General features: G+C 66.6%; 24 protein-coding genes and 1 tRNA gene. 10 read left to right on the top strand and 15 right to left on the bottom strand.

The features are described 5' to 3' along the window. Nucleotides 1-14 precede the first annotated feature (14 nt). From recQ to ABH900_RS07725, 5 genes are all read left to right on the top strand, one after another. Complete coding sequence (recQ, locus tag ABH900_RS07745; protein ID WP_429622301.1) at nt 15-1,820, top strand: DNA helicase RecQ; 1,806 nt, start codon at nt 15-17, stop codon at nt 1,818-1,820. Nucleotides 1,821-1,920: 100 nt separating this feature from the next. Then, complete coding sequence (locus tag ABH900_RS07740; protein WP_429622300.1) at nt 1,921-2,304, top strand: CopL family metal-binding regulatory protein; 384 nt, start codon at nt 1,921-1,923, stop codon at nt 2,302-2,304. A gap of 75 nt (nt 2,305-2,379) precedes the next feature. Next, complete coding sequence (locus tag ABH900_RS07735) at nt 2,380-4,206, top strand: copper resistance system multicopper oxidase (protein ID WP_429622299.1); 1,827 nt, start codon at nt 2,380-2,382, stop codon at nt 4,204-4,206. Beyond that, nucleotides 4,203-5,213: a copper resistance protein B gene (locus tag ABH900_RS07730; protein ID WP_429622298.1), complete on the top strand. Its 1,011-nt coding sequence runs from the start codon at nt 4,203-4,205 to the stop codon at nt 5,211-5,213. The genes ABH900_RS07735 and ABH900_RS07730 overlap by 4 nt, the downstream gene beginning before the upstream one ends. A gap of 81 nt (nt 5,214-5,294) precedes the next feature. Further along, nucleotides 5,295-5,807 carry an N-acetyltransferase family protein gene (locus ABH900_RS07725; RefSeq protein ID WP_429622297.1) on the top strand — a complete coding sequence of 171 codons (513 nt, stop codon included), beginning with the start codon at nt 5,295-5,297 and terminating at the stop codon, nt 5,805-5,807. A 6-nt stretch (nt 5,808-5,813) separates the two neighbouring features. Here ABH900_RS07725 and ABH900_RS07720 read toward each other — a convergent pair whose 3' ends face one another. Further along, nucleotides 5,814-6,128 carry a zf-TFIIB domain-containing protein gene (locus ABH900_RS07720; protein ID WP_429622296.1) on the bottom strand — a complete coding sequence of 105 codons (315 nt, stop codon included), beginning with the start codon at nt 6,126-6,128 and terminating at the stop codon, nt 5,814-5,816. Between the two features lie 149 nt (nt 6,129-6,277). Here ABH900_RS07720 and ABH900_RS07715 point away from each other — a divergent pair, with 149 nt between their 5' ends. Both ABH900_RS07715 and ABH900_RS07710 read left to right on the top strand, forming a co-directional pair. Then, nucleotides 6,278-7,045 carry a CPBP family glutamic-type intramembrane protease gene (locus ABH900_RS07715; protein WP_429622295.1) on the top strand — a complete coding sequence of 256 codons (768 nt, stop codon included), beginning with the start codon at nt 6,278-6,280 and terminating at the stop codon, nt 7,043-7,045. 94 nt (nt 7,046-7,139) lie between these two features. Then, complete coding sequence (locus tag ABH900_RS07710; protein WP_010481704.1) at nt 7,140-7,565, top strand: response regulator; 426 nt, start codon at nt 7,140-7,142, stop codon at nt 7,563-7,565. A gap of 123 nt (nt 7,566-7,688) precedes the next feature. Here the strand turns inward: ABH900_RS07710 and ABH900_RS07705 are convergent, their stop codons facing one another. From ABH900_RS07705 to ABH900_RS07680, 6 genes are all read right to left on the bottom strand, one after another. Further along, the gene (locus ABH900_RS07705; RefSeq protein ID WP_429622294.1) at nt 7,689-8,627 is read right to left on the bottom strand and encodes an alpha/beta hydrolase; all 939 of its coding nucleotides are present in this window, start codon (nt 8,625-8,627) and stop codon (nt 7,689-7,691) included. Between the two features lie 87 nt (nt 8,628-8,714). Then, a complete protein-coding gene (locus ABH900_RS07700; RefSeq protein WP_429622293.1) occupies nt 8,715-9,578 on the bottom strand; it encodes an alpha/beta hydrolase in 864 nt (287 codons plus the stop codon). Nucleotides 9,579-9,628: 50 nt separating this feature from the next. Further along, the gene (locus ABH900_RS07695; protein WP_429622292.1) at nt 9,629-10,093 is read right to left on the bottom strand and encodes a lysozyme; all 465 of its coding nucleotides are present in this window, start codon (nt 10,091-10,093) and stop codon (nt 9,629-9,631) included. Nucleotides 10,094-10,096: 3 nt separating this feature from the next. Beyond that, a complete protein-coding gene (locus ABH900_RS07690; protein WP_429622291.1) occupies nt 10,097-10,633 on the bottom strand; it encodes a glycoside hydrolase family protein in 537 nt (178 codons plus the stop codon). Continuing rightward, complete coding sequence (locus ABH900_RS07685) at nt 10,630-10,827, bottom strand: hypothetical protein (protein ID WP_429622290.1); 198 nt, start codon at nt 10,825-10,827, stop codon at nt 10,630-10,632. Before ABH900_RS07685 ends, ABH900_RS07690 begins: the two co-directional genes overlap by 4 nt. 126 nt (nt 10,828-10,953) lie before the next feature. Further along, a complete protein-coding gene (locus ABH900_RS07680) occupies nt 10,954-11,382 on the bottom strand; it encodes a hypothetical protein (RefSeq protein WP_429622289.1) in 429 nt (142 codons plus the stop codon). A 335-nt stretch (nt 11,383-11,717) separates the two neighbouring features. Between ABH900_RS07680 and ABH900_RS07675 the strand changes: the two genes are divergently transcribed. Beyond that, nucleotides 11,718-12,224, top strand: a complete 507-nt coding sequence (locus ABH900_RS07675; protein WP_429622288.1) for a hypothetical protein — start codon at nt 11,718-11,720, stop codon at nt 12,222-12,224. After that, complete coding sequence (locus tag ABH900_RS07670; RefSeq protein ID WP_429622287.1) at nt 12,178-12,546, top strand: hypothetical protein; 369 nt, start codon at nt 12,178-12,180, stop codon at nt 12,544-12,546. Before ABH900_RS07675 ends, ABH900_RS07670 begins: the two co-directional genes overlap by 47 nt. Nucleotides 12,547-12,834: 288 nt before the next feature. On the opposite strand, the gene ABH900_RS07665 is transcribed toward ABH900_RS07670, so the two are convergent. Beyond that, a tRNA-Lys gene (locus ABH900_RS07665) sits at nt 12,835-12,910 on the bottom strand. 179 nt (nt 12,911-13,089) lie between these two features. Between ABH900_RS07665 and ABH900_RS07660 the strand changes: the two genes are divergently transcribed. Beyond that, on the top strand, nt 13,090-14,046 hold the full coding sequence (locus tag ABH900_RS07660; protein ID WP_429622286.1) for a DUF2268 domain-containing putative Zn-dependent protease: 957 nt from the start codon (nt 13,090-13,092) through the stop codon (nt 14,044-14,046). A 63-nt stretch (nt 14,047-14,109) separates the two neighbouring features. On the opposite strand, the gene queC is transcribed toward ABH900_RS07660, so the two are convergent. The 7 genes from queC to tolR all read right to left on the bottom strand — a co-directional run bounded on the left by queC (nt 14,110) and on the right by tolR (nt 20,222). Continuing rightward, entirely contained in the window at nt 14,110-14,775 is a 666-nt protein-coding gene (gene queC / locus ABH900_RS07655; protein WP_429622285.1) for a 7-cyano-7-deazaguanine synthase QueC, read from the bottom strand. Nucleotides 14,776-14,853: 78 nt separating this feature from the next. Continuing rightward, nucleotides 14,854-15,555: a 7-carboxy-7-deazaguanine synthase QueE gene (gene queE / locus ABH900_RS07650; RefSeq protein WP_429622284.1), complete on the bottom strand. Its 702-nt coding sequence runs from the start codon at nt 15,553-15,555 to the stop codon at nt 14,854-14,856. A 186-nt stretch (nt 15,556-15,741) separates the two neighbouring features. Further along, nucleotides 15,742-16,560 carry a tol-pal system protein YbgF gene (ybgF, locus tag ABH900_RS07645; RefSeq protein ID WP_429622283.1) on the bottom strand — a complete coding sequence of 273 codons (819 nt, stop codon included), beginning with the start codon at nt 16,558-16,560 and terminating at the stop codon, nt 15,742-15,744. Between the two features lie 3 nt (nt 16,561-16,563). Continuing rightward, nucleotides 16,564-17,082 (bottom strand): peptidoglycan-associated lipoprotein Pal, encoded by a 519-nt coding sequence (pal, locus tag ABH900_RS07640; protein ID WP_053495572.1) that lies wholly within the window; start codon nt 17,080-17,082, stop codon nt 16,564-16,566. A gap of 66 nt (nt 17,083-17,148) precedes the next feature. After that, the gene (tolB, locus tag ABH900_RS07635; protein WP_429622282.1) at nt 17,149-18,468 is read right to left on the bottom strand and encodes a Tol-Pal system beta propeller repeat protein TolB; all 1,320 of its coding nucleotides are present in this window, start codon (nt 18,466-18,468) and stop codon (nt 17,149-17,151) included. 283 nt (nt 18,469-18,751) lie between these two features. Further along, nucleotides 18,752-19,804, bottom strand: a complete 1,053-nt coding sequence (gene tolA / locus ABH900_RS07630) for a cell envelope integrity protein TolA (RefSeq protein ID WP_429622281.1) — start codon at nt 19,802-19,804, stop codon at nt 18,752-18,754. Continuing rightward, nucleotides 19,794-20,222 carry a protein TolR gene (tolR, locus tag ABH900_RS07625; RefSeq protein ID WP_429622280.1) on the bottom strand — a complete coding sequence of 143 codons (429 nt, stop codon included), beginning with the start codon at nt 20,220-20,222 and terminating at the stop codon, nt 19,794-19,796. The genes tolA and tolR overlap by 11 nt, the downstream gene beginning before the upstream one ends. Between the last annotated feature and the right edge of the window lie 16 nt (nt 20,223-20,238).

The raw sequence follows: 20,238 nt of genomic DNA, 5'->3' as shown, positions 1-20,238 counted from the left end.
GGTAAACTAGCCGGATGGCTTCCCGTCCCGCGCACGACCTGCTCCAACGCGTCTTTGGTTACGACGATTTCCGTGGTCCGCAGCAGGACATCGTGGAGCATGTGGCTGCCGGTCACGATGCCCTGGTGCTGATGCCCACTGGTGGCGGCAAGTCGCTGTGCTACCAGGTCCCGGCCCTGCTGCGTGACGGATGTGGCATCGTCATCTCGCCGCTGATCGCGCTGATGCAGGACCAGGTCGAAGCCCTGCGCCAGCTGGGCGTGCGCGCCGAGTACCTGAACTCGACCCTGGATGCCGAAACCGCCAGCCGCGTCGAGCGCGAACTGCTCGCCGGCGAGCTGGACATGCTCTATGTCGCACCCGAGCGGCTGCTGACCGGCCGCTTCCTGTCACTGTTGTCGCGCAGCCAGATCGCCCTGTTCGCCATCGACGAGGCGCACTGCGTCTCGCAGTGGGGCCACGACTTCCGGCCCGAATACCGCCAGCTGACCGTGCTGCACGAGCGCTGGCCGCAGATCCCGCGGATCGCACTGACCGCCACCGCCGACCCGCCTACCCAGCGCGAGATCGCCGAACGCCTCGACCTGACGCAGGCGCGCCACTTCGTCAGCTCGTTCGACCGGCCCAACATCCGCTACACCGTGGTGCAGAAGGACAACGCCCGCAAGCAGCTGACCGATTTCCTGCGCGGCCACCGTGGTGAGGCCGGCATCGTCTACTGCATGTCGCGGCGCAAGGTCGAGGAGACCGCCGAATTCCTGTGCGGCCAGGGTTTCAATGCCCTGCCCTATCACGCCGGCCTGCCGCCAGAGGTGCGCGCCAACAACCAGCGCCGCTTCCTGCGCGAAGACGGCATCGTGATGTGCGCCACCATCGCCTTCGGCATGGGCATCGACAAGCCGGACGTGCGCTTCGTCGCGCATACCGACCTGCCCAAGTCGATGGAGGGCTACTACCAGGAAACCGGTCGCGCCGGCCGTGATGGCGAAGCCGCCGAAGCCTGGCTCTGTTACGGCCTGGGCGATGTGGTGCTGCTCAAGCAGATGATCGAGCAGTCCGAGGCCGGCGAAGAGCGCAAGCAGCTGGAGCGGGCCAAGCTCGACCACCTGCTGGGCTACTGCGAATCCATGCAATGCCGCCGCCAGGTGCTGCTGGCCGGCTTCGGCGAGACCTATCCCCAGCCCTGCGGCAACTGCGACAACTGCCTGACCCCGCCGGCGTCCTGGGATGCCACGATTCCGGCGCAGAAGGCACTGAGCTGCGTCTACCGCAGCGGCCAGCGCTTCGGCGTCGGCCACCTGATCGACATCCTGCGCGGCAGCGAGAACGAGAAGGTGAAGCAGCAGGGTCACGACAAGCTGAGCACGTATGCGATCGGCCGCGACCTTGATGCGCGCACCTGGCGCAGCGTGTTCCGCCAGCTGGTGGCCGCCAGCCTGCTGGAAGTGGACAGCGAGGGCCACGGCGGCCTGCGCCTGACCGACGCCAGCCGCGACGTGCTGACCGGCCGGCGCCAGATCAGCATGCGCCGCGATCCTGCCAGCAGCACAAGTGGGCGCGAGCGCAGCGCGCAGCGCACCGGCCTGTCGGTGCTGCCGCAGGACCTGGCCCTGTTCAACGCCCTGCGCGGGCTGCGCGCCGAGCTGGCACGCGAACAGAACGTGCCGGCGTTCGTGATCTTCCACGACAGCACCCTGCGCAACATCGCCGAGCAGCGCCCGACCAGCCTGGACGAACTGGCCCGGGTCGGCGGCATCGGTGGCACCAAGCTGAGCCGCTACGGCCCACGCCTGGTGGAGATCGTGCGCGAAGAGGGGTAGCGCCGAGCGTGGGCCGGGTTCTAGATTGGTGCTGCTCCAACCTTGAACACGCCATTCAGCAAGAAGTGCATCCGGGCCCGCTTGCGGCTAAATTGGCGTCATGTCCCTGGCCTCGACCCTGCTCCGCGTCGTGCTCATGCTCAGCCTGTTGCTCAACGGGCTGAACGCGGCCATGGCCAGCGGTCACGAGGAAATGGGTCGGATGGCCCATGCCGTGGCGGCCGCCGTCGACGATGGTGATGCCGACTGCCACCATCACGCCGGCCTCCAGGCCGACGACGCCCCGCAGGCCAAGGCCCCTGCCCACGACGCCCACTGCCAGATCAAGGACTGCGTGCGCAGCTGTGCCCAGCACCCGCTGCTGGTGGTGCAGCCCCTGCCCTACCTGGCTGGCCCGGGCCTGTCGCTGGCGCCGCAACCGATGCCGGCCAACGGCCGCCCAGCACCGCCGCTGCCGCCGATCTCACGCCCTCCCATCAGCTGATTCCACACACACCGTGCGCCCTGCGCACACAGGCCGGCGTTCTGCCGGCATCCCATCGTGTCTGGAGTCACCACCATGAATACCCGCATTCCCCCCGGTCCGGGCGCCCCGCCCCTGCCGTCGCGCCGCCTGTTCGTGCAGGGCCTGGCCGCCGGCGGCGTGGTTGCCGGCATTGCCGCCGTCGGCGTGCCGCAGCGCGCGCTTGCAGCCGCCCGCGCCACGCCCCGACTGGCCGGCGCTCCCGCCGTCCTCAGCGAAACCCGCGTGGAACTGGCCATCGGCGAATCGCTGGCCAACTTCACCGGCCGCACCCGTCCGGCCATCACCGTCAACGGCTCGCTGCCGGCACCGATCCTGCGCTGGCGCGAAGGGCAGACCGTAGACCTGTTCGTGCGCAACACGCTGGAACGCCACCCCACCTCGATCCATTGGCACGGCATCCTGCTGCCGGCCAACATGGATGGTGTGCCGGGGCTGAGCTTCAATGGCATCGGCCCCGGCGAGACCTACCATTACCACTTCCAGCTCAAGCAGTCCGGCACCTACTGGTACCACAGCCACTCGATGTTCCAGGAGCAGGCCGGCCTGTACGGCGCGCTGATCATCGACCCGGCCGAACCGGCGCCGTACCACTACGACCGCGAGCATGTGATCATGCTGTCGGACTGGACCGACATGGATCCCGGCGCGCTGTTCCGGCGCATGAAGAAACTGGCGGCCTACGACAACTACTACATGCGCACGCTGCCGGACTTCCTGCGCGATGCGAAGCGCGACGGCTGGTCGGCGGCGCTGTCCGACCGCGGCATGTGGGGACGGATGCGGATGACCCCGACGGACCTGTCCGACGTCAACGCGAACACCTACACCTACCTGATGAACGGCACTGCGCCGGCAGGCAACTGGACCGGCCTGTTCCGCAGCGGCGAGAAGGTCCTGCTGCGCTTCATCAATGGCGGGTCGATGACCTACTTCGACGTGCGCATTCCCGGCCTGAAGATGACCGTGGTCGCCGCCGACGGCCAGTACATCCATCCGGTCAGCATCGACGAGTTCCGCATCGCGCCGGCCGAGACCTACGATGTGCTGGTGGAGCCAACCGGGCAGGACGCGTTCACCATTTTCTGCCAGGACATGGGCCGCACCGGCTACGCCGCAGGCACACTGGCGGTGCGCCATGGCCTGCAGGCCCCGATCCCCGGACGCGATCCGCGCGTGCTGCTGACCATGGCCGACATGGGGCATGGCATGTCAGGGCATGACATGGGCGGCGGCGGCCACGACATGGCCGCAATGAAAAGCATGGAGGGAGGCTGCGGCGCCAGCATGGCCCACGGCGCGCACGGTGCGGGTGATGCGGGTGATGCGGCCAGCAAGGCACCGAAGCACCCGGCAACTGAACGCAACAACCCGCTGGTGGACATGCAGAGTTCGGCCACCGAACCGAAGCTGGACGACCCTGGCATCGGCCTGCGTGACAATGGCCGCCAGGTACTGACCTACGGCGCGATGCGCAGCCTGTTCGAGGATCCCGATGGCCGCGAGCCGAGCCGTGAGATCGAACTGCACCTGACCGGCCACATGGAGAAATTCTCCTGGTCGTTCGATGGCGTCCCGTTCGCCAGCGCCGAACCGCTACGGCTGAACTATGGCGAGCGCATGCGCATCGTGCTGGTCAACGACACCATGATGCAGCACCCGATCCATCTGCACGGCGTATGGAGCGATCTGGAAAACGCCCAGGGCGAGTTCCAGCTGCGCAAGCACACCATCGACATGCCGCCAGGCACCCGCCGCAGCTACCGCGTGCGCGCCGATGCGCTCGGCCGCTGGGCCTATCACTGCCATCTGCTGTACCACATGGAAGCGGGCATGATGCGCGAAGTGAGGATCGAAGAATGAGCCGCTCACTGCTTTCCCCCAGCCTGCTGGCACTGGGCCTGGCCACGGCGCTGCCGGTGTTCGCGCAGTCGCACGCCGGCCATGACATGGCAGCAATGGAGCCGCCCGCGAAGACTGCGAAAGCGGCGGCCGAACCGATCGATCATTCGAAGATGGATCACTCGAAGATGGATCATTCGAAGATGGACATGAGTACGGCAGATCAGGCCGGCATGGACCACTCGACGATGGACCATGCCACGATGGAGCCGGCGGCGATGGACCACGCGGCGATGGGCCACGGCACGCCCGCGCCGACAGAACCGCGCGAGCCGATCCCGATCCCGACCGATGCCGACCGCGCCGCCGCCTTCCCGCCGATCGCGCATGGCGCGATGGAGCACGCGCCGGAGATCAACAGCCTGCTGCTGATCGACCGCCTCGAACACTGGGACGGCAAGAGCAGCAACGGCCAGGCCTGGGAGGCTACCGGCTGGATCGGCGGCAACGTCAACCGCCTGTGGCTGCGCACCGATGGTGAACGCAGCCGTGGCCGCACCGAGTCATCCTCGCTGGAAGCCCTGTATGGCCGCAGCGTGTCGCCGTGGTGGGATGTGCTGGTCGGCGTGCGCCAGGACTTCCGGCCGGCCGACTCGCGCACCTGGGCAGCGGTCGGTATCCAGGGCCTGGCACCGTACAAGTTCGAAAGCTCGGCGACGCTGTACATGGGCTCCGGCGGCCAGGTGCTGGCCAAGGCCGAAGTCGAGTACGACGTGCTGCTGACCAACCGCCTGATCCTGCAACCGTTGCTGGAAGCCACGGTGGCGGCCAGGGATGAACCGGAATACGGCATCGGCCGCGGCCTGAACAAGGTCGAAGCCGGGTTGCGCCTGCGCTATGAGTTCAGCCGTCGCTTCGCACCGTACATCGGCATCAGCCACGAACGCACGTTTGGCGACACCGCCGACTATGCCGGTGACCACGCGCGCGACACACGCTGGGTCGCCGGCGTGCGCATGTGGTTCTGAGCAGCGGAAGGTGAGCAGTGGCCAGCCCCGGCAGCCGCCGGGGCCGGCTACACTGCGCCACGTTCCAGTGCAGGCCCCGCCATGCCGTTGCAGATCCGCCGCGCCACCCTCGCCGACGCCGAAGCGCTGTCAGCGATCGCGATCACCACCTACAACGAAACCTGGGGGGATTCGTATCCAGCGCAGGAGCTGCACGATTTCCTGCAGGCGCACTACAGCAGCGAACCCCAGCGTGCCGAGCTGTCCGATCCGCGCAGTGCGGTCTGGCTGCTGATGGACGGCGACAGCGTGGTCGGCTACCTGGCCGCCGGTGCCAACACCCTGCCACATGCCGAGGCCCGCAAAGGCGACATCGAACTGAAGCGCTTCTATATCCTGGCCGCGCACCAGAACGGCGGCCATGGCGCACGCCTGATGGACGCGTTCATGGCCTGGCTGGACCAGCCGCATCGCCGCACGCTATGGGTGGGCGTGTGGGAGGAGAACTTCGGTGCGCAGCGCTTCTACGCACGCTATGGCTGCAGCAAGGCCGGCGAATACGATTTCGTGGTCGGTGATACGCACGACCGCGAATTCATCCTGCGCCGGCCCTGACCGCCGTCAGAAATCGAACAACTCCGACAGAAAACTGTCCTTCTTCTTTTTCTTGTAGCCGTGGCTGTGCTGCTGGCCACGGTTGTCCTCATAGCGCTGCCCCAGATGACGGGTATCGCGATGCATCACCGGCGGCGGCGCGGCAGCCGGCTGCACCTGCGCAGGCGGCGGTGCGGCAGCACCCGAGCCCGCACGCTCGATGATCTTGTCCAGCTCGCCACGGTCCAGCCATACACCACGGCACCCCGGGCAATAATCGATCTCGATGCCATGGCGCTCGGCCATCTGCAGGGTCTGGGTCTTGCACACGGGGCACAGCATGGGCGTCGCTCCTGAGGGTCTATCACCGACTCTACCTGCCCCGCGATGACTGTGCGGCAACACGTGACCGATGGCACAGGGACTTCCGGCGCGTGCCCACCGCCCTGCCCCGCAGCACACTGCCGCCATGCCCAGCTGGGAGTGCGCATATGACACTGTTATCCCGCCTGCCCGCTGCAGCGCGGCTGCTGCTTGTCCTGCTGGGCGTCGCCCTCGGCCTGAACCTGCGCGATATCGCCGCGGCCATCGGCGCACCGATTCCGGCCCTGCCGATGGCTTACGGCGGCAGCCTGCTCGACAACGCGCTGGCGGTGCTGCTGGCACTGCTGCTGGCCATGCTGCTGCGGCCCCGGGGCGTGAACGTGCTGGCCAGCCTCGGCCTGCGTGGCAACGGATGGGCCGGCCCGTGGCGGGTACTGCTTGCCAGCCTGGTGTGCTGGCTGGGCCTGTCACTGATCGGCATACCCAACACGGCGCTGACTCTGCTGGATGCCACGATGCTGGCCGTCCTTTTTCCATTGGCCGAGGAAGTGCTGTTCCGTGGCCTTGGCTTCGTGCTGCTGGTGAAGCTCGTACGCGGCCCATGGCCCCTGCTCGCGCTGCCGCAGGCGCTGCTGTTCGGCTGGGTGCACTGGCTGGGCTTCGGCGGCTTCGACGGTGGCGGCACCGCGCTGTTCGTCGGCGCAGTGATCGCGCTGGGTGGTTTCATCTTCGCCTGGCTGGACCATCTGGACGGCGACACCCTATGGTGCGGCCTGGTGCTGCACGTTTCGATGAACCTGGCCTGGAATGCATTCAGCCTCGACGACGCCGTCGCGCTCGGCTGGCAGGCCACCAGCCTGCGCATCGGCACCGCCCTGCTGGCGGTCGCGGTACTGGCCTGGCATCGGCGCCGCGCGCGCCACAACAGGCTGTAACGCCCACTTAGCCTTGCGTGCACGCCGGGCTCACTACCGGCTTGCGCATACTTGCGCGCCTTTTGCTCCCCCTGCTGTCCGGAGTTGCCGTGTCATGCTGCTGTCCAAGCGCTTTGTCGAACCGCGTGTCCTGCTGATCGAGGACGCTGAAGAAACCCAGGAACTCAGTCGCCTCGCACTGGAAAGCCAGGCTTGCCAGGTCACCGCGGTCAGCAGTGCCGAAGCCGCGCTCGGCCTGCTCAACGCCGGTGAACCGTTCGATCTGCTGTTCACCGATGTGTGCCTGGGCGGCATCAGCGGCATCGAAACCGCCAACCGCGTGCGCGAGCACCTGCCGCAGCTCCCGATCCTGGTCACCTCCGGCATGGACCAGCACCGCGTGCTGCCGCAGCTGCGCGCCGGCATCCACTTCCTGCCCAAGCCGTACAGCATGAGTGAGCTGCTCGACGCCATCCGCCTGTGTTTCCGCCACGCCGCCGACGCCGCGCTGATGCCACCGCCGCAGGCCAGCGCGGCCTGAGGCATCCATCCACGCATGGCGTGGATCTACTGATTCTGCTCCCGGCCGGAACCCGACGCCGTAGATCCAAGCATGGGTGGATGGAAACAGTAGATCCACGCCATGCGTGGATGGAACCCGCTGTCAGCCGCCGGTATACGGCCCTTCCCCCGGCATCACCTCCAGCAATGCACGGGTGATCACGCGTGGGTAGACAGTGAGATGGTCCTCACCGTCGATCACCACGTTGTCCACCTGAAGCTTGCGGCCACTGCGTTCAAGCTGGGCGGTGAAGTCCGCGGCCTGCCGCAGCATGTCATTACCGGTGGAGTAGCGCGGCCCTTCCTTGACCGTCTCGTAGCTGCCTACGGACAGCAGAACGCGGATGGGCTGCGCCGGGATGACGGCGGCATCCTGCATCCGCGGCAACAGACGCTGGTCGAACCACAGCGACGGGCTGGACAGGATGTAGGTACTGAACATGTCCGGCTGGGTCGTCAGCACGTAGGCGCCGAACAGAGCACCATAGGAATGACCCGCGAACACGCGCCGGGCGGGATCGGTGCGATAACGCGCATCGACCATCGGCAACACCTGCGCAGCCACAAAGTCGCGGTAGTGCGCGGCACCGCCGTAGGTAACATCATCGCTGTAGTAGCCATCGTCGGTGCGCGCCGGGTTACTGGGCGTGTAATCGCGCGAGCGGCTCTGCTTGGAGGTCAAGCCCTCCTGCGGTGGGAGCCCGACCAGGATGAAGTTCTCGATGTTGACGCCCTGTTGCCCCACCAGGTTGCGCACGCTGCGCACCAGCGGGAAGCTGTACAGCGCATCGGTCACGTACAGCACCGGGTAGCGCTTTTCAGGATGCGCGGCATAGTCGGTGGGCAGCGCCACCCAGATCGGATAATCACGGCCGATCGGATCGTGCACGCGCAGCGCCTCGGTATCCGGCAGCACCACACCCGGCGCAGCGGCGGCCGCGCTGTCCTTCGTTTCACTCTGCGTTGCCGGTGGTGCCACCGACATCGCGCAGCCACTCATGGCCAAGCAGGCCGCCACACTCCATCCACGCACACGCTGCATCCACACTCTCCCGTTGCGGGCGGCGCGCACCGATGGCGCCGCTGCCGCATCCTCACATGCCGTGCGGGTGCACGCCAGATCTTCGGCTTACGGCGAGGCCGGCGGCGGCGCCGGGAACAATGTGCGCAATGCCTGCAAGGCGGCCGGGTGATAGATCGTGGCGTGGGTTTCCTCCGGCAACGGCAGGTATTTCACCAGCGGCGACGGCGAGGCCTGCTGCAGCAATGCTGCCAGCTGCGCGGTGGTCGCGGCCAGTTGCGGCTGCCCGCTGCTGGCCAGGAATACCTGCGGCCGTGCGCGCGCCACCGCCGGCAGCTGCTTGGCCGCAGCGGCCAGCATCGTGCCCCGGTTCCACCACAGACTCGGGTCCAGCGCGATGTAGCTGTTGAACAGCGTCGGTTCCTGCAGCAGCGTCTCGACCACGAACAGGCCGGCCAGCGACTCGCCAATCAGCGCCCGCTCGTCGGTGGTGGGGTAGCGTTGGCGCACCTGCGGCATCAGTTCATCGCGCAGGAAGCTGCGGTAAGCCGCCGAGCCGCCGATACGCGGCGCGATCTTCTGGTCCTGCCGGTCGGTGCTGGGGCCGGTCATGTCGCGGCGGCGTTCGGTGTTCTCGATGCCGACCAGCAGAAACGGACGCATGCTGCCATTGCCGCTCAGCACCTGCACCAGCCCGGCGACATGCAGGAAGTCCTCAGCGATGCCGCCATCGGGCATGTAGATCACCGGCAGCGGCGTCTTCGGGTCCAGGCCCCAAGGCTGCGGGCGGTAGACGTTGATGCGGCGCGTCTCACCCAGCGCCTTCGACTGCACGGTGAAGGTCTCGCCGATCACCAGCGGCGAGGCCGCCGCGGCCTGCGCAGGGGGGGTTGTCTTCGCGTCAGGACCGGCAGCAAGAACAGGCCCCGCGATAGCCAGCGACAACATCACAATCAGGGGAGCAACGCGCATGCGAACATCCATTTCCAAGAATGGTGGCCAGCATAGCGGCCCGCACGCCTTCAGCGGCGATCCAATGCAATCACGGCCTGGCAGGCCCGGAGCTGGTCGTCGGCATCGCGTCCGATTCGAACAAGCGTTGCCGCAACCTCTGCTCGTAACTGGGCGCCCGCATCACGTTCGCCGGTGCGGGCGGCGGCTTCGGACAGGCGGCCGGTATGGCAGGCAGCGAGGTCGTCGCGCAGGCGGAGAGTGCCAGCACGCAAAGCAGCCACCACGTCGGCGTCCACGTCCATCGCGCGCTCACGATCATGTTCATGTTGTTCTCCCAATGAGGCCATCGCCTGGCTTCGTGCGTCCTGTTGTTGCCGGAGCCTGCGCTCGGACAGCGCCGTCTCGGCATGCCGTTCCATCCCGGCCCGTGCGGTTGCAAGGTCACCGCGATCTCCACGCCAGCGCCACCCCGCTGCGAACATCAGCGACGACCACAGCACCAGCAGCGCCAACGCGATCGAGGTACGAGACATGCGTCACTGCTCCGCCAGGCAACGCGCGTGACGCTGCTGCTGACGCTCCCAGACACCCCAGCACACCGTGTTGGGGCGGCCATCGACCCGGCTCGAACAGTCGTAGCCTCCTGCCCGCTTCCACAGCAGCAGCGCATCGCAGGCCTGACGGTACTCGCCCTGCAGCAGATGCCGACGCATCGAAGACGCGCGCCAGTTGCCGATGCCGTACTGATAGAGGAAATCGACATAGACGTCGTACTCTCCTTGGCTCAGCGCCACGCCGGGCAAGGACGCACGGAACTGTCCTTCTTCCCTCGCCAGATGCGCCTGCACGGTATGCAGCGCGCGTACCGGCGTGGTGCGGTCGCCCATCTGCACCGGCGTGCCGTCCTCGCGAACCGTCGAGCCGAAGCCATAGGTCGGTCGATCGTTGCGCGTGGGCACCACCGCTGCATCGGTATAGCCCTCGCGCTCGACGATGGCGATCAGGCCCGCCGCGCTGAGCACCAGCGCGGCAGCCAGGCTGCGCACCGGCAATGTGCTGCCCGGCCGGCTCATTCGCGCTCCCTGCGGCGCCACTCGCGCAGCCAGCGCCAGCCCAGATAGGCGATCTGCGCGGCCAGGTAGATGATGGTCAGGACCACGACCAGGCGGTCCAGGGTAATGCCGGCTGCAAGCGCGCCGGCGACGGTGACCGGCGGCGCCGACTTGATGGCAGCCGCACCAGCCGTGCTGATGATTTCTTGGTTCATGAGGGGTCCTGGAAAGGAATGCAGGTCGCGTCGCATCGACGTGGCCCGAAGAAGTGCCCGCCCCGCTGCCGGCTGGACACGAGGGTTGTTCCGGTCTGGAGGCGGGCGGAAGATCGGTCCCGCTGCTCATGCAGCCTGGGCGATACCCTCCATCCAGCCGCGCACGCGCTGGAAACCGAGTTCAACCAGGTTGAGGTAATGCCGGTTGGACACCGGCCGCTGCCCGCAGTTGGCCAGCAGCAGATTGGCCGTCTCGAAGCGCTCGACCTTGCGCCGCCCGCGGCCACAGTAGTAGCCACGCAGCGCACAGGCCATCGCTACGTTGTCGCGCGCAACGGCGGTGATCAGGTCCTCGATCTGCTGCGCCAGCTGATCTGTTTCCAGCGGCTTGTAGCCCTGCGCACGACCGGGCATGTCGCCGCGATGCTCGATCAGCACCGCCAGCAGGTTGCGCGACTGGAAACCGAGGTACTCGCAGTCGCGATGCAGCGCATATTCGCTCCCCCAGTGTTCCAGGCGACCGCGCACGTACTCACCGAACGTATCAATCTGCATGACGGACTTCTCCTTGGGGGGACGATGGCGCCGGGCCAAACACATCCGGGCGCAGGGATTCACGGCGAACAGCGCCAGCGGTAGCCAGCTCGATGCGGCGGCATAGACGTGCGCCCGGCAACTTGTGGCCGCGTGCGATCAGGTAGAGGGTCCGCAGCGCACAACCGGTCTGGTGGGCCAGGCGGCGCATCACGGGGCAGCTGGGGGTGCCGTAGCCCCCCTGGGAGATGGCGTAGTCGATGAGGTTCATGGCGCACACATTACCGTGCCGGTAATGACAAGTCAATACCGTTTTGGTCATTTGCTGGATTGGTAATGCAGAGCACCATCTACAGATGGACGCCAGTACCGCTCGCACCCTCAACATGCGCCTCCGCGTGGCCGCTGCCGGCGGCCCTGCCGAATGGGCCCGCCTGTTCGGTGGCACCCGCTGGGCGCAACCCCAGGTCAGCCAGTGGATCTCGGAGAGCAACCCGAAGAGCATCGGCCATCGTCTTGCGCGCGATCTTGAATCAGTGATGCAGCTTCCACATGGAACGCTGGATCGGGTCGATCAGGACGCAGAGATGTCGCTTCAGTCTCAATCTACGGGACTGGATTTCGAGAAGATGAGCGCTGCGGTCAAGGTGCTTTCGCACTACCTGGAGCTGGTCGGCGATCCACCGGAATGGATCTACGATCCTGTGCTGCTGGAGACCGCATTCATGGTCGTGGACGAGTTCGGTCAGCCGTCGGCACCGGACAATGTGCTCGACCTGACGAAGCTTCTGGCAAGACGGATCAGGGAGGCAAAGGATGACTCACACGCGACTCGAGGAGCTCGCACAGCGGTTGGCCGCTAGGACCCAGGAACTGCGCGGTGAGCGCAGCCCGGCCCCGGCATTGCGGGTGGTGGCGGGAGACGCACACGTGGGCCGCGCGGAGAGGCGCATGGACGCGATCATGCGCGAGTGGCATTGCCGCATGATCCGCAACGTACGTCGGCGCTGGGGCGAACCCATGCAGCATGTGATCGACCAGGCATGCTGCGGTGTGGTCAACATCGAGCAGCTCGCCGACGACGCCCTGATCCAGCTGCACAAGGACATGGAACGCGCCGAGGAGTGCATCCGCGAGGGCATTTCCTTCCACGACGCCGGGCTTCTGCGCGCGCATTACGGCTGATGCAGTCTCTGACCGGCTGGAAACGGCCGGTTTTGACCACGATTCAATTACCTAAAATTACCAATTTAATTACCTTAATGGTTACTAGATTGGTGCCACCGATGCGATCCCGGCTCTCCGGAATCGAACCTGCGCGACTCCTGCTCCGCCCCTGCAATCTGCCAGCCTGCACGGCCATCGCGCGGGCATCGACACCGCATCGCCGCTGCCGCACGTCAAGGCGTTGCAGGAATGCATTCGAGGAGGCAAAAAAAAGGCGCCCGGAGGGCGCCTTGATCATCGATGCAATGGTGGGCCGTGAAGGATTCGAACCTTCGACCAAAAGATTAAAAGTCTTCTGCTCTACCGACTGAGCTAACGGCCCATTGCACTGCCCCGGCCTTTCGGCGGGGTGGGCATTCTACCCTACTTTGCCGGTTCGCGTGAATTCCCGGCGTGTCGCGGATGCCGGCCAGCGACCGGCACTACCCCGAGCTGCGCAGCGGCCTTAAACCTTCCTGCCCAACGCCGCATCCCATCTGCGATCCCATCGCGGAACCCTGCATGCGCCTGTCCTTCAGCCTGATCCTCGCCCTTGCACTGCCCTGCACGGCACTTGCCGCCCCATCGCAGGTCGTCACCGACGACATCGCCCGCTTCTGGGCCACCTACGATGCAGTACGTGCCGAGTCCGATGCGGAGCGCCGGGTGACACTGGTCCAGCAGCGCTACATCGATCCAGGCAGCCCCGGGCTGCATGCGCTGATGCAGGTGCGCAACTACAGCGCGCGCGAATACGCCGACGCCATGCAGGCGTGGCCGCGTTTCTGGGCCTCGGTGCGGCCGCTGACCGCCAACGCGCAGCAGGCCAGCGCCACGCTGGAGCGCGACCTGGTTGCGTTCCGCGCACTCTATCCGGCGCTGCGTCCGGCCACCATCACCTACGCGGTGGGCGTGCTGCGCACCGGCGGCACCACGCTGGGCGACAAGGTGCTGATCGGCGCGGAAATGGCGCTGGGCGATGAGCGTGTGGACGTCAGCGAGCTGCCCGAGCCGATGCGCAGCCGTCTGCGGATCTTCTACGACAGCAGGCCCGGTGCGAACAACGCGCAGAACAACCTGCACGAGTACGTGCATACCCAGCAGCGCGAGACCACCGGCACCCTGGCCCAGTACGCGGTGCGCGAGGGCGTGGCCGAGTACGTCGCCGAGCGCCTCAGTGGGCGTCGCCCGGCATTGCCGCTGTACACCTACGGCCCAGCGCACGAGGCCGAGATCCGCACGCGCTTCATCAGCGAAATGGACGGCAATGATCTGGGCAACTGGCTGTACAACAGCGCCCGCAATCCGTTTGGCGTGAGCGATCTGGGTTACTACGCCGGCTACCGCATCGCGCAGGAGTACATGCGCCAGCAGCCGGACGACAAGGCGGCGATCGCACGCATGATCGAGCTGGATTACGACGATCCCGCAGCGGTGCGCGCCTTCATCGGGGCATCGGGATGGTTGCAGCAGCGGTAGCGCCGGGCCATGCCCGGCGGGTCAGGGAGTGCGAACCAACGGTTCGCACCCACCGGGGTGTAGTCAGGCGTACAGCGTCGGGTCGGCCACGCCGGCTTCGGTGAAGCCCTGCGCGCGCAGGCGGCAGGCATCGCAATGGCCGCAGGCGGCGCCGTTGGCGTCGGCGTTGTAGCACGACACGGTCAGCCCGAAGTCCACACCCAGGCGTACACCCTCGCTGACGATCTGGCCCTTGCTGAGGAACTGCAAGGGGGCGTGCACCTTGATGCCCGCACCCTCCACGCCCGACTTGGTGGCCAGGTTGGCCAGCGCCTGGAACGCGGCCACGAACTCGGGACGGCAATCCGGGTAACCGGAATAGTCCACGGCATTGACGCCACAGAAGATGTCGTTGGCGCCGAGTACTTCGGCCCAGCCCAGGGCCAGCGACAGCATGATGGTGTTGCGTGCCGGCACATAAGTGACCGGGATGCCGGCACCGCCGGCCTCGGGCACGTCGATATCGTCGGTCAGTGCCGAACCACCGATGCTGCGTAGGTCCACGTCCACGGTCTTGTGCGTGACCACGCCCTGGGCCTTGGCCACGCGGGCGGCGGCATCCAGTTCGGAGGTATGGCGCTGGCCATAGCGCACGCTCAGGGCATGCACGGCGAAGCCCTGTTCCTGGGCCATGGCGATGACGGCGGCTGAATCCATGCCGCCGGAGAGAAGCACGACTGCCTTCTTCATGGGTAGAACATCCGGTTGGGAGGGGAAAGCCAGCACGCTGTCCCGCGCCGGAGCTACATCAGGGAACGTCGCGCCGGGTCATCGGCCGGGCTCGTCGTTCCACAGGATTTTATGCAACTGCATCTGGAAACGCACCGGCAGCCGATCTTCAACGATCCAGTCGGCCAGCTGGCGCGCGGTGATCTCACCCTTGCTGGGCGAGAAGAACACAGTGCAACGCTTCACCAGGTCGTGTTCGGCGACCATGGCCTTGGCCCAGTCGTAATCCTCGCGGCTGCAGACGACGAACTTGATCTGGTCGCGCGCGGTCAGCAGCGGCAGGTTTTCCAGTCGGTTGCGTGCCGCTTCGGCCGAACCCGGCGTCTTGATGTCGACCACGCGCGACACGCGCGGGTCCACCGCGCTGACGTCCAGTGCGCCGGAGGTTTCCAGCGAAACATCCATCCCGGCATCGCACAGCTTCTCCAGCAGCACCAGGCAGCGCTTCTGCGCCAAAGGCTCGCCGCCTGTCACGCAGACGTGGCGCACGCCCTGGGCCAGCACCTCGGCCACGATATCGTCGATGTCCCACCAGGTACCGCCATGGAAGGCATAAGCCGTGTCGCAGTACTGGCAGCGCAGCGGGCAACCGGTCAGGCGCACGAACACGGTCGGCCAGCCGGCGGTATCGGCTTCACCCTGCAGCGAGGTGAAGATCTCAGTGATCTTCAGGCGCGGCAGGGGCGATTGCACGATGTCGCTGGGCGTGGCGACGGCATTGGACGGGGTAACGGCGGTCATGGCGGGTACGTCTTGCTGGGGCAGGTGGCGGAAGGGCTACCGTGGCCGGTAACGATTGCAGCCGAGCATGGCTCGGCTCTACAGGAAAAGCCGGGGGGCGTGGCCCGGGATGGCCGATCCGGAAACGAAAGCAGCCGAGCGTGGGCTCGGCTCTACGGGGCTGCCATTGTACGCCCGGTCAGCGGATCAGCGGATCTGCTTGCCGAGGCGGATCGACTGCAGCCGATCCTGTGCAGTGCGGGCGGCGTCCGAGCCGGGGTACTGCGCCACGACGGTCTCCAGCGTCTGCTGGGCCTGGTCGACCTTGCCCTCGCCGTACTGCGAGAGGCCAACCTTGAGCAGGCCGCCAGCGGCCTTGTCGTGGGTCGGATAACGCGAGAGCAGTTCACGGAACTGGGTCTCGGCCATCGGGAAATTGCGGGTGGCGTAGTAGCTCTCGCCCAGCCAGTACAGCGCGTTCGGCGCATAGACGCCGTTCGGGTACAGCTGCAGGAAGCTCAGGAACAGCTGCGCCGAATCGTCGTACTTGCCGGCCTTCAGCGAATCGAAGGCGACGTTGTAGGAGGTGCGCTCGTCGCCGGTGGCGGCAAGGCTGCCGGCGTCACCATGGACGGAAGGCGGCCGCTCGGAAGTGGCCGCCGCTGCCGGTTTCGCCGGGGCCGGAGCGGCCTTGGGCGCGCTCGCCGGAACGGGCGGCAGGGCCGGGGCGGCATTGCCCCCTTCCAACCGGTTCAGGCGGCTGTCCAGATCCAGGTACTGATCCTGGGCGGACTGCTTGAGCTGGGCGTTGTCGTGCTGCAACTGCTCGATCGAGGCCTGCAGGCTGGTCACCTGCTGCCGCAGCTGGTTGATCTGGTTCAACAGGTCCTGGTTGGCACTGTTGTTGTACATCTGCTGCTCGAGCGCGCCGACACGATCGGCCAGGCTCTGTCGCTGTGCATGCGCCGGTGCGGCAGCCGCGAGGGCTGCCGCAACGACCAGCATCAATGTGATGCCAATGCGCATGGATTACTGCGCGGTGTAGACGATTTCGACGCGACGGTTCTGCGACCAGCAGGACTCGTTCGACTCGGTGCAGACCGGACGCTCTTCACCGTAGGACACGACGGTCAGCTGCGAAGCCGAGCCACCGTTGGCCTGCAGGGCCGAGTTGACGCCGTTGCCACGACGCTCGCCCAGGGCCTGGTTGTACGCGCGCGAACCGCGCTCGTCGGTGTGGCCCTGGAGGGTGATGCGCGAGGACGGACGGTCACGCAGGTACTTGGCGTGGCAAGCCATGATGGCCTGGAATTCCGGCTTCACGTCTTCCTTGTCCAGGTCGAAGTAGACAACGCGCTGGCGCAGGCAAGCGTCGGTGTCCAGATCGCCCGGGCCGTACAGGCCGGAGGTGGACGGACCGGTCGGGGTGGTGGTCGAGGTGCCGGTGTCGACCGAAGCCGGCACTTCTTCCTTGACCTTCTTCGAGCAACCGGCCAGGACGGCCACAGACAGCAGGGAAACAAGCAGAACGCGGGTGGACTTGTTCATGGCGATACCTTTGTGGCTCCTAGGCCGATGATGAGGGGTTCAAGACAGCAAAATGTTAACACTCTTTTAGCGCTGGGTACGGTATGGGGACCATGCCGGTTCGCGCACATCTCCGTCAGCCAGTACCAGGCGCTGGCGTACGCGCGCATCGGCCGAAACGGCGTACAGCACACCACGGCCACCCTCGCGGGCGGCGTACAACACCATGCTTGCGTTGGGCGCAAAGCTGGGAGATTCATCCAGGGACCCCGGCGACAGCGTGCTCCAGCGGGGCGAACCCAGCGAGCTGTCCATCATCGCGATCTTGTAGCTGTTGCCCGAGCCCTGGGCGACGGCGATCTTCTTGCCGTCGTAGGACACCGAGGGCTTGGCGTTGTAGTTGCCCTGGAAAGTCACGCGCTCGGCGCTGCCACCGCCCGCGCCCACCTTGTAGACCTGCGGGCGACCGCCACGATCGGAGGTGAAGTACACCGCGCTGCCGTCCGGTGCCCAGGTCGGCTCGGTATCGATGGCGAAGTGGTTGGTCAGCTGGGTCAGCTGCTTGCTGCCCAGGTCCATCACGTAGATTTCGGGGTTGCCCGAACGCGACAGGGTCAGGGCCAGCTTGCGGCCATCCGGCGAGAACGCCGGAGCGCTGTTGATGCCGCGGAAGCTGGTGATCAACTCACGCGCGCCGGTACCGATGTTCTGGATGTAGATCGCCGAATTGCCACGCTCGAAGCTGACATAGGCCAGCTTGCTGCCATCCGGGCTCCACGACGGCGACAGCAGCGGTTCGGCCGAACGCACGATGGTCTGCGGGTTGTAGCCATCGGAGTCGGCAACCATCAGCGCATAGCGCATGGCATCACCCTTGCCGCTGGCGGTCACGTAGGCGATGCGGGTCCAGAAGGCGCCGCGGACACCGGTGATCTTCTCGTAGATGGCGTCAGCCATCTGGTGGGCGACGTCGCGCATGGCATTGCCACGGGCGGTCATCGCCAGGCCGAGCAGGCGCTCGCCCTTGGGCACATCGAACAGCTCGTACTCGACGCGGTAGGCGCCGGCACCGGCGTCGAGCACCCGGCCGACCACGATGTAGTTCTGCTTCAGCGCGCGCCAGGTGGCGAACTGGATGTCGCCGCCGCGCACCGGCTTTTCGACGATCTGCGCTTCCGGCAGCGTGCGGAACTGGCCCGAGCGCTCCAGATCGGCGCGGACCACTCCGGCGACATCGGTCTGCGGAGCCGCCGACGAACCCTGGTAGGGCATCGGCACGATGGTGATCGGCAGCGCGGAGGCATTGCCGCCGATGATGTCGATATCCAGCCCCTTCTGCTGCGCGACGGCAGCGAAGGGCAACAACAGGGCCGCAAACACGGCAAGCCAGCGAGGCATCTTTTTCATGGAGCGCTCAATAGGGGGAAACCGGACAAGGGATAGCAAAGCGGAAGTGAACCACTTCGCAATCATGAACCAAGGGTACGTGAATTCCGGGTCAGTTCCAGCCCGTCTTCTCACGCATCGTTAACGTCGTGGCTAACATCGCGCCCGCCGGCCCCGGTCACGCCCCCTGACAGAGCGGCGTTCGACAGCAGCCCCCAGCGTGCCCGCCCGAGACCGGCCCCACCAGAGGCAAGAACGACAAACGTTGGCGCGGGCGGCCTGATGGCCGCCCTGCCCTGCCCGATCAATCCTGCGCAGTGAAGGTCAGGTTGAGCGTGCGATTGAACACCGACTCGAAGCCGCGGTATGGCAACGGCTGGGCATTGAGCACCGCCGCCTCGATCGAGCGCTTGCCGGCCTCGTCGTAGGGGCAGTTGGCGCCCACCTTGGCCTGCAGCACCTGGCCGCCCGGGATCTGGGTGATGGTGACCTGGCAGCGCTGGCCCAGCGGCACGCTGTCCGGGCGGGTCCAGGTGTCACGCACCTTGGCCTGGATCGCCGCAGCGTACTTGGCCGTCAGATCATTGCTGTTGCCACCGCCACCGGCCGCCGGCTGCGCAGCACCACTGGCACCGGCAGCGGCCGTACCCGCCGCATTGCGCGCAGCAGCCACCTGACGCAGCTTCTGTTCGGCCAGCTTGGCTTCCTTCTCGGCCTGCTCGCGCCGGGCACGGATCTCGGCGATTTTCTTCTGCTTCTCGGCCTCGGCCTTGTCTGCGGCCTGGCGCGCCTGGTCAGCCAGCTTCTTCTTGGCGTCCTCTTCCTGCTGCTTGGCCAGGCGCAGCTTCTGCTCCGCTTCTTCCTGGCGCTTGCGCTCGGTCAGATCGATCTGCTCCTGGCGGCGCTTGGCTTCCTGCTCCTGCTTGGCCTTCTCCTGCGAGATGGCCAGCGCGCTCGCCGCTTCCTGGTCCTTGGTGTCCGGCTGCGCGACACGCTCCTGCGCCTGTTGCTGCTGCGGCGTCGGGGCGTCCTGCGGGCGCGGTTCGGGAATCGGCTGCGGCGGCGGCACGGTGTCTTCCGGCACCGGGATCGGCTCGGCGACCGGCGGCGGCAGGTCTTCCAGTTTCTCCGACTGGCGCAGCGCCTGGCGCGCGGCAGCGGCCTCGGACGCGGACAGCGCCAGGCTGGCCTCGACCGACGGATCGCCGGCGGCGGCATCGGTGTTGCGTTCGGGCGACCACAGCCAGGCGCCGATGAAGATCAGCGCGACCAGCAGATGCACCAGCACCGCCAGCGCCAGGGGCAGGCCCCAGCCGGGTTCGCGCTGCTGCGGAGGTGGCAGGGCGTCAGCGTGCATCGGTGGCCAGGCCTACCTTGTCTACCTTGGCGCGCTTGATCACATCCATCGCGGCAATGACCTTTTCATAGGCCACGGCACGGTCGGCGGCGACGATCACGCGCACGCCCTTGTCCTGGGCGACGATGCCGGCCAGGCGCCCTTCCAGCTCCTCGGCCGACACGGCGGCCGGTTCCTTGGCGTCGGGCAGCTTCAGGCTGAGCTGGCCGTCCTGGCGCACCGAGACGATCACCGGGTCCTGCTTGCTTTCCAGCGCCTTGGCGTTGGACTGGGGCAGGTCGACGTCGAAGCTCAGGGTGAGCAGCGGCGCCGTGACCATGAAGATGATCAGCAGCACCAGCATGACGTCGATGTAGGGAACGACGTTGATTTCCGATTTCAGCTTGCGGCGCTTGCGGCGACCGATGGCAGCGGACATGGCTTGGACTCCCGGG

The sequence above is a fragment of the Stenotrophomonas sp. AN71 genome, assembly GCF_050435725.1.
In the GTDB taxonomy this organism is placed as follows: domain Bacteria; phylum Pseudomonadota; class Gammaproteobacteria; order Xanthomonadales; family Xanthomonadaceae; genus Stenotrophomonas.
Note: the sequence above shows the minus strand (reverse complement) of the source record. Positions and strands in the feature narration are given on the sequence as shown.

What these genes read in the sequence shown, in the direction of transcription:
- recQ (WP_429622301.1), top strand. Translation starts at nt 15, where the DNA reads ATGGCTTCCCGTCCCGCGCACGACCTGCTCCAACGCGTCTTTGGTTAC.
- ABH900_RS07740 (WP_429622300.1), top strand. Translation starts at nt 1,921, where the DNA reads ATGTCCCTGGCCTCGACCCTGCTCCGCGTCGTGCTCATGCTCAGCCTG.
- ABH900_RS07735 (WP_429622299.1), top strand. Translation starts at nt 2,380, where the DNA reads ATGAATACCCGCATTCCCCCCGGTCCGGGCGCCCCGCCCCTGCCGTCG.
- ABH900_RS07730 (WP_429622298.1), top strand. Translation starts at nt 4,203, where the DNA reads ATGAGCCGCTCACTGCTTTCCCCCAGCCTGCTGGCACTGGGCCTGGCC.
- ABH900_RS07725 (WP_429622297.1), top strand. Translation starts at nt 5,295, where the DNA reads ATGCCGTTGCAGATCCGCCGCGCCACCCTCGCCGACGCCGAAGCGCTG.
- ABH900_RS07720 (WP_429622296.1), bottom strand. Translation starts at nt 6,128, where the DNA reads ATGCTGTGCCCCGTGTGCAAGACCCAGACCCTGCAGATGGCCGAGCGC.
- ABH900_RS07715 (WP_429622295.1), top strand. Translation starts at nt 6,278, where the DNA reads ATGACACTGTTATCCCGCCTGCCCGCTGCAGCGCGGCTGCTGCTTGTC.
- ABH900_RS07710 (WP_010481704.1), top strand. Translation starts at nt 7,140, where the DNA reads ATGCTGCTGTCCAAGCGCTTTGTCGAACCGCGTGTCCTGCTGATCGAG.
- ABH900_RS07705 (WP_429622294.1), bottom strand. Translation starts at nt 8,627, where the DNA reads ATGCAGCGTGTGCGTGGATGGAGTGTGGCGGCCTGCTTGGCCATGAGT.
- ABH900_RS07700 (WP_429622293.1), bottom strand. Translation starts at nt 9,578, where the DNA reads ATGCGCGTTGCTCCCCTGATTGTGATGTTGTCGCTGGCTATCGCGGGG.
- ABH900_RS07695 (WP_429622292.1), bottom strand. Translation starts at nt 10,093, where the DNA reads ATGTCTCGTACCTCGATCGCGTTGGCGCTGCTGGTGCTGTGGTCGTCG.
- ABH900_RS07690 (WP_429622291.1), bottom strand. Translation starts at nt 10,633, where the DNA reads ATGAGCCGGCCGGGCAGCACATTGCCGGTGCGCAGCCTGGCTGCCGCG.
- ABH900_RS07685 (WP_429622290.1), bottom strand. Translation starts at nt 10,827, where the DNA reads ATGAACCAAGAAATCATCAGCACGGCTGGTGCGGCTGCCATCAAGTCG.
- ABH900_RS07680 (WP_429622289.1), bottom strand. Translation starts at nt 11,382, where the DNA reads ATGCAGATTGATACGTTCGGTGAGTACGTGCGCGGTCGCCTGGAACAC.
- ABH900_RS07675 (WP_429622288.1), top strand. Translation starts at nt 11,718, where the DNA reads ATGGACGCCAGTACCGCTCGCACCCTCAACATGCGCCTCCGCGTGGCC.
- ABH900_RS07670 (WP_429622287.1), top strand. Translation starts at nt 12,178, where the DNA reads ATGACTCACACGCGACTCGAGGAGCTCGCACAGCGGTTGGCCGCTAGG.
- ABH900_RS07660 (WP_429622286.1), top strand. Translation starts at nt 13,090, where the DNA reads ATGCGCCTGTCCTTCAGCCTGATCCTCGCCCTTGCACTGCCCTGCACG.
- queC (WP_429622285.1), bottom strand. Translation starts at nt 14,775, where the DNA reads ATGAAGAAGGCAGTCGTGCTTCTCTCCGGCGGCATGGATTCAGCCGCC.
- queE (WP_429622284.1), bottom strand. Translation starts at nt 15,555, where the DNA reads ATGACCGCCGTTACCCCGTCCAATGCCGTCGCCACGCCCAGCGACATC.
- ybgF (WP_429622283.1), bottom strand. Translation starts at nt 16,560, where the DNA reads ATGCGCATTGGCATCACATTGATGCTGGTCGTTGCGGCAGCCCTCGCG.
- pal (WP_053495572.1), bottom strand. Translation starts at nt 17,082, where the DNA reads ATGAACAAGTCCACCCGCGTTCTGCTTGTTTCCCTGCTGTCTGTGGCC.
- tolB (WP_429622282.1), bottom strand. Translation starts at nt 18,468, where the DNA reads ATGAAAAAGATGCCTCGCTGGCTTGCCGTGTTTGCGGCCCTGTTGTTG.
- tolA (WP_429622281.1), bottom strand. Translation starts at nt 19,804, where the DNA reads ATGCACGCTGACGCCCTGCCACCTCCGCAGCAGCGCGAACCCGGCTGG.
- tolR (WP_429622280.1), bottom strand. Translation starts at nt 20,222, where the DNA reads ATGTCCGCTGCCATCGGTCGCCGCAAGCGCCGCAAGCTGAAATCGGAA.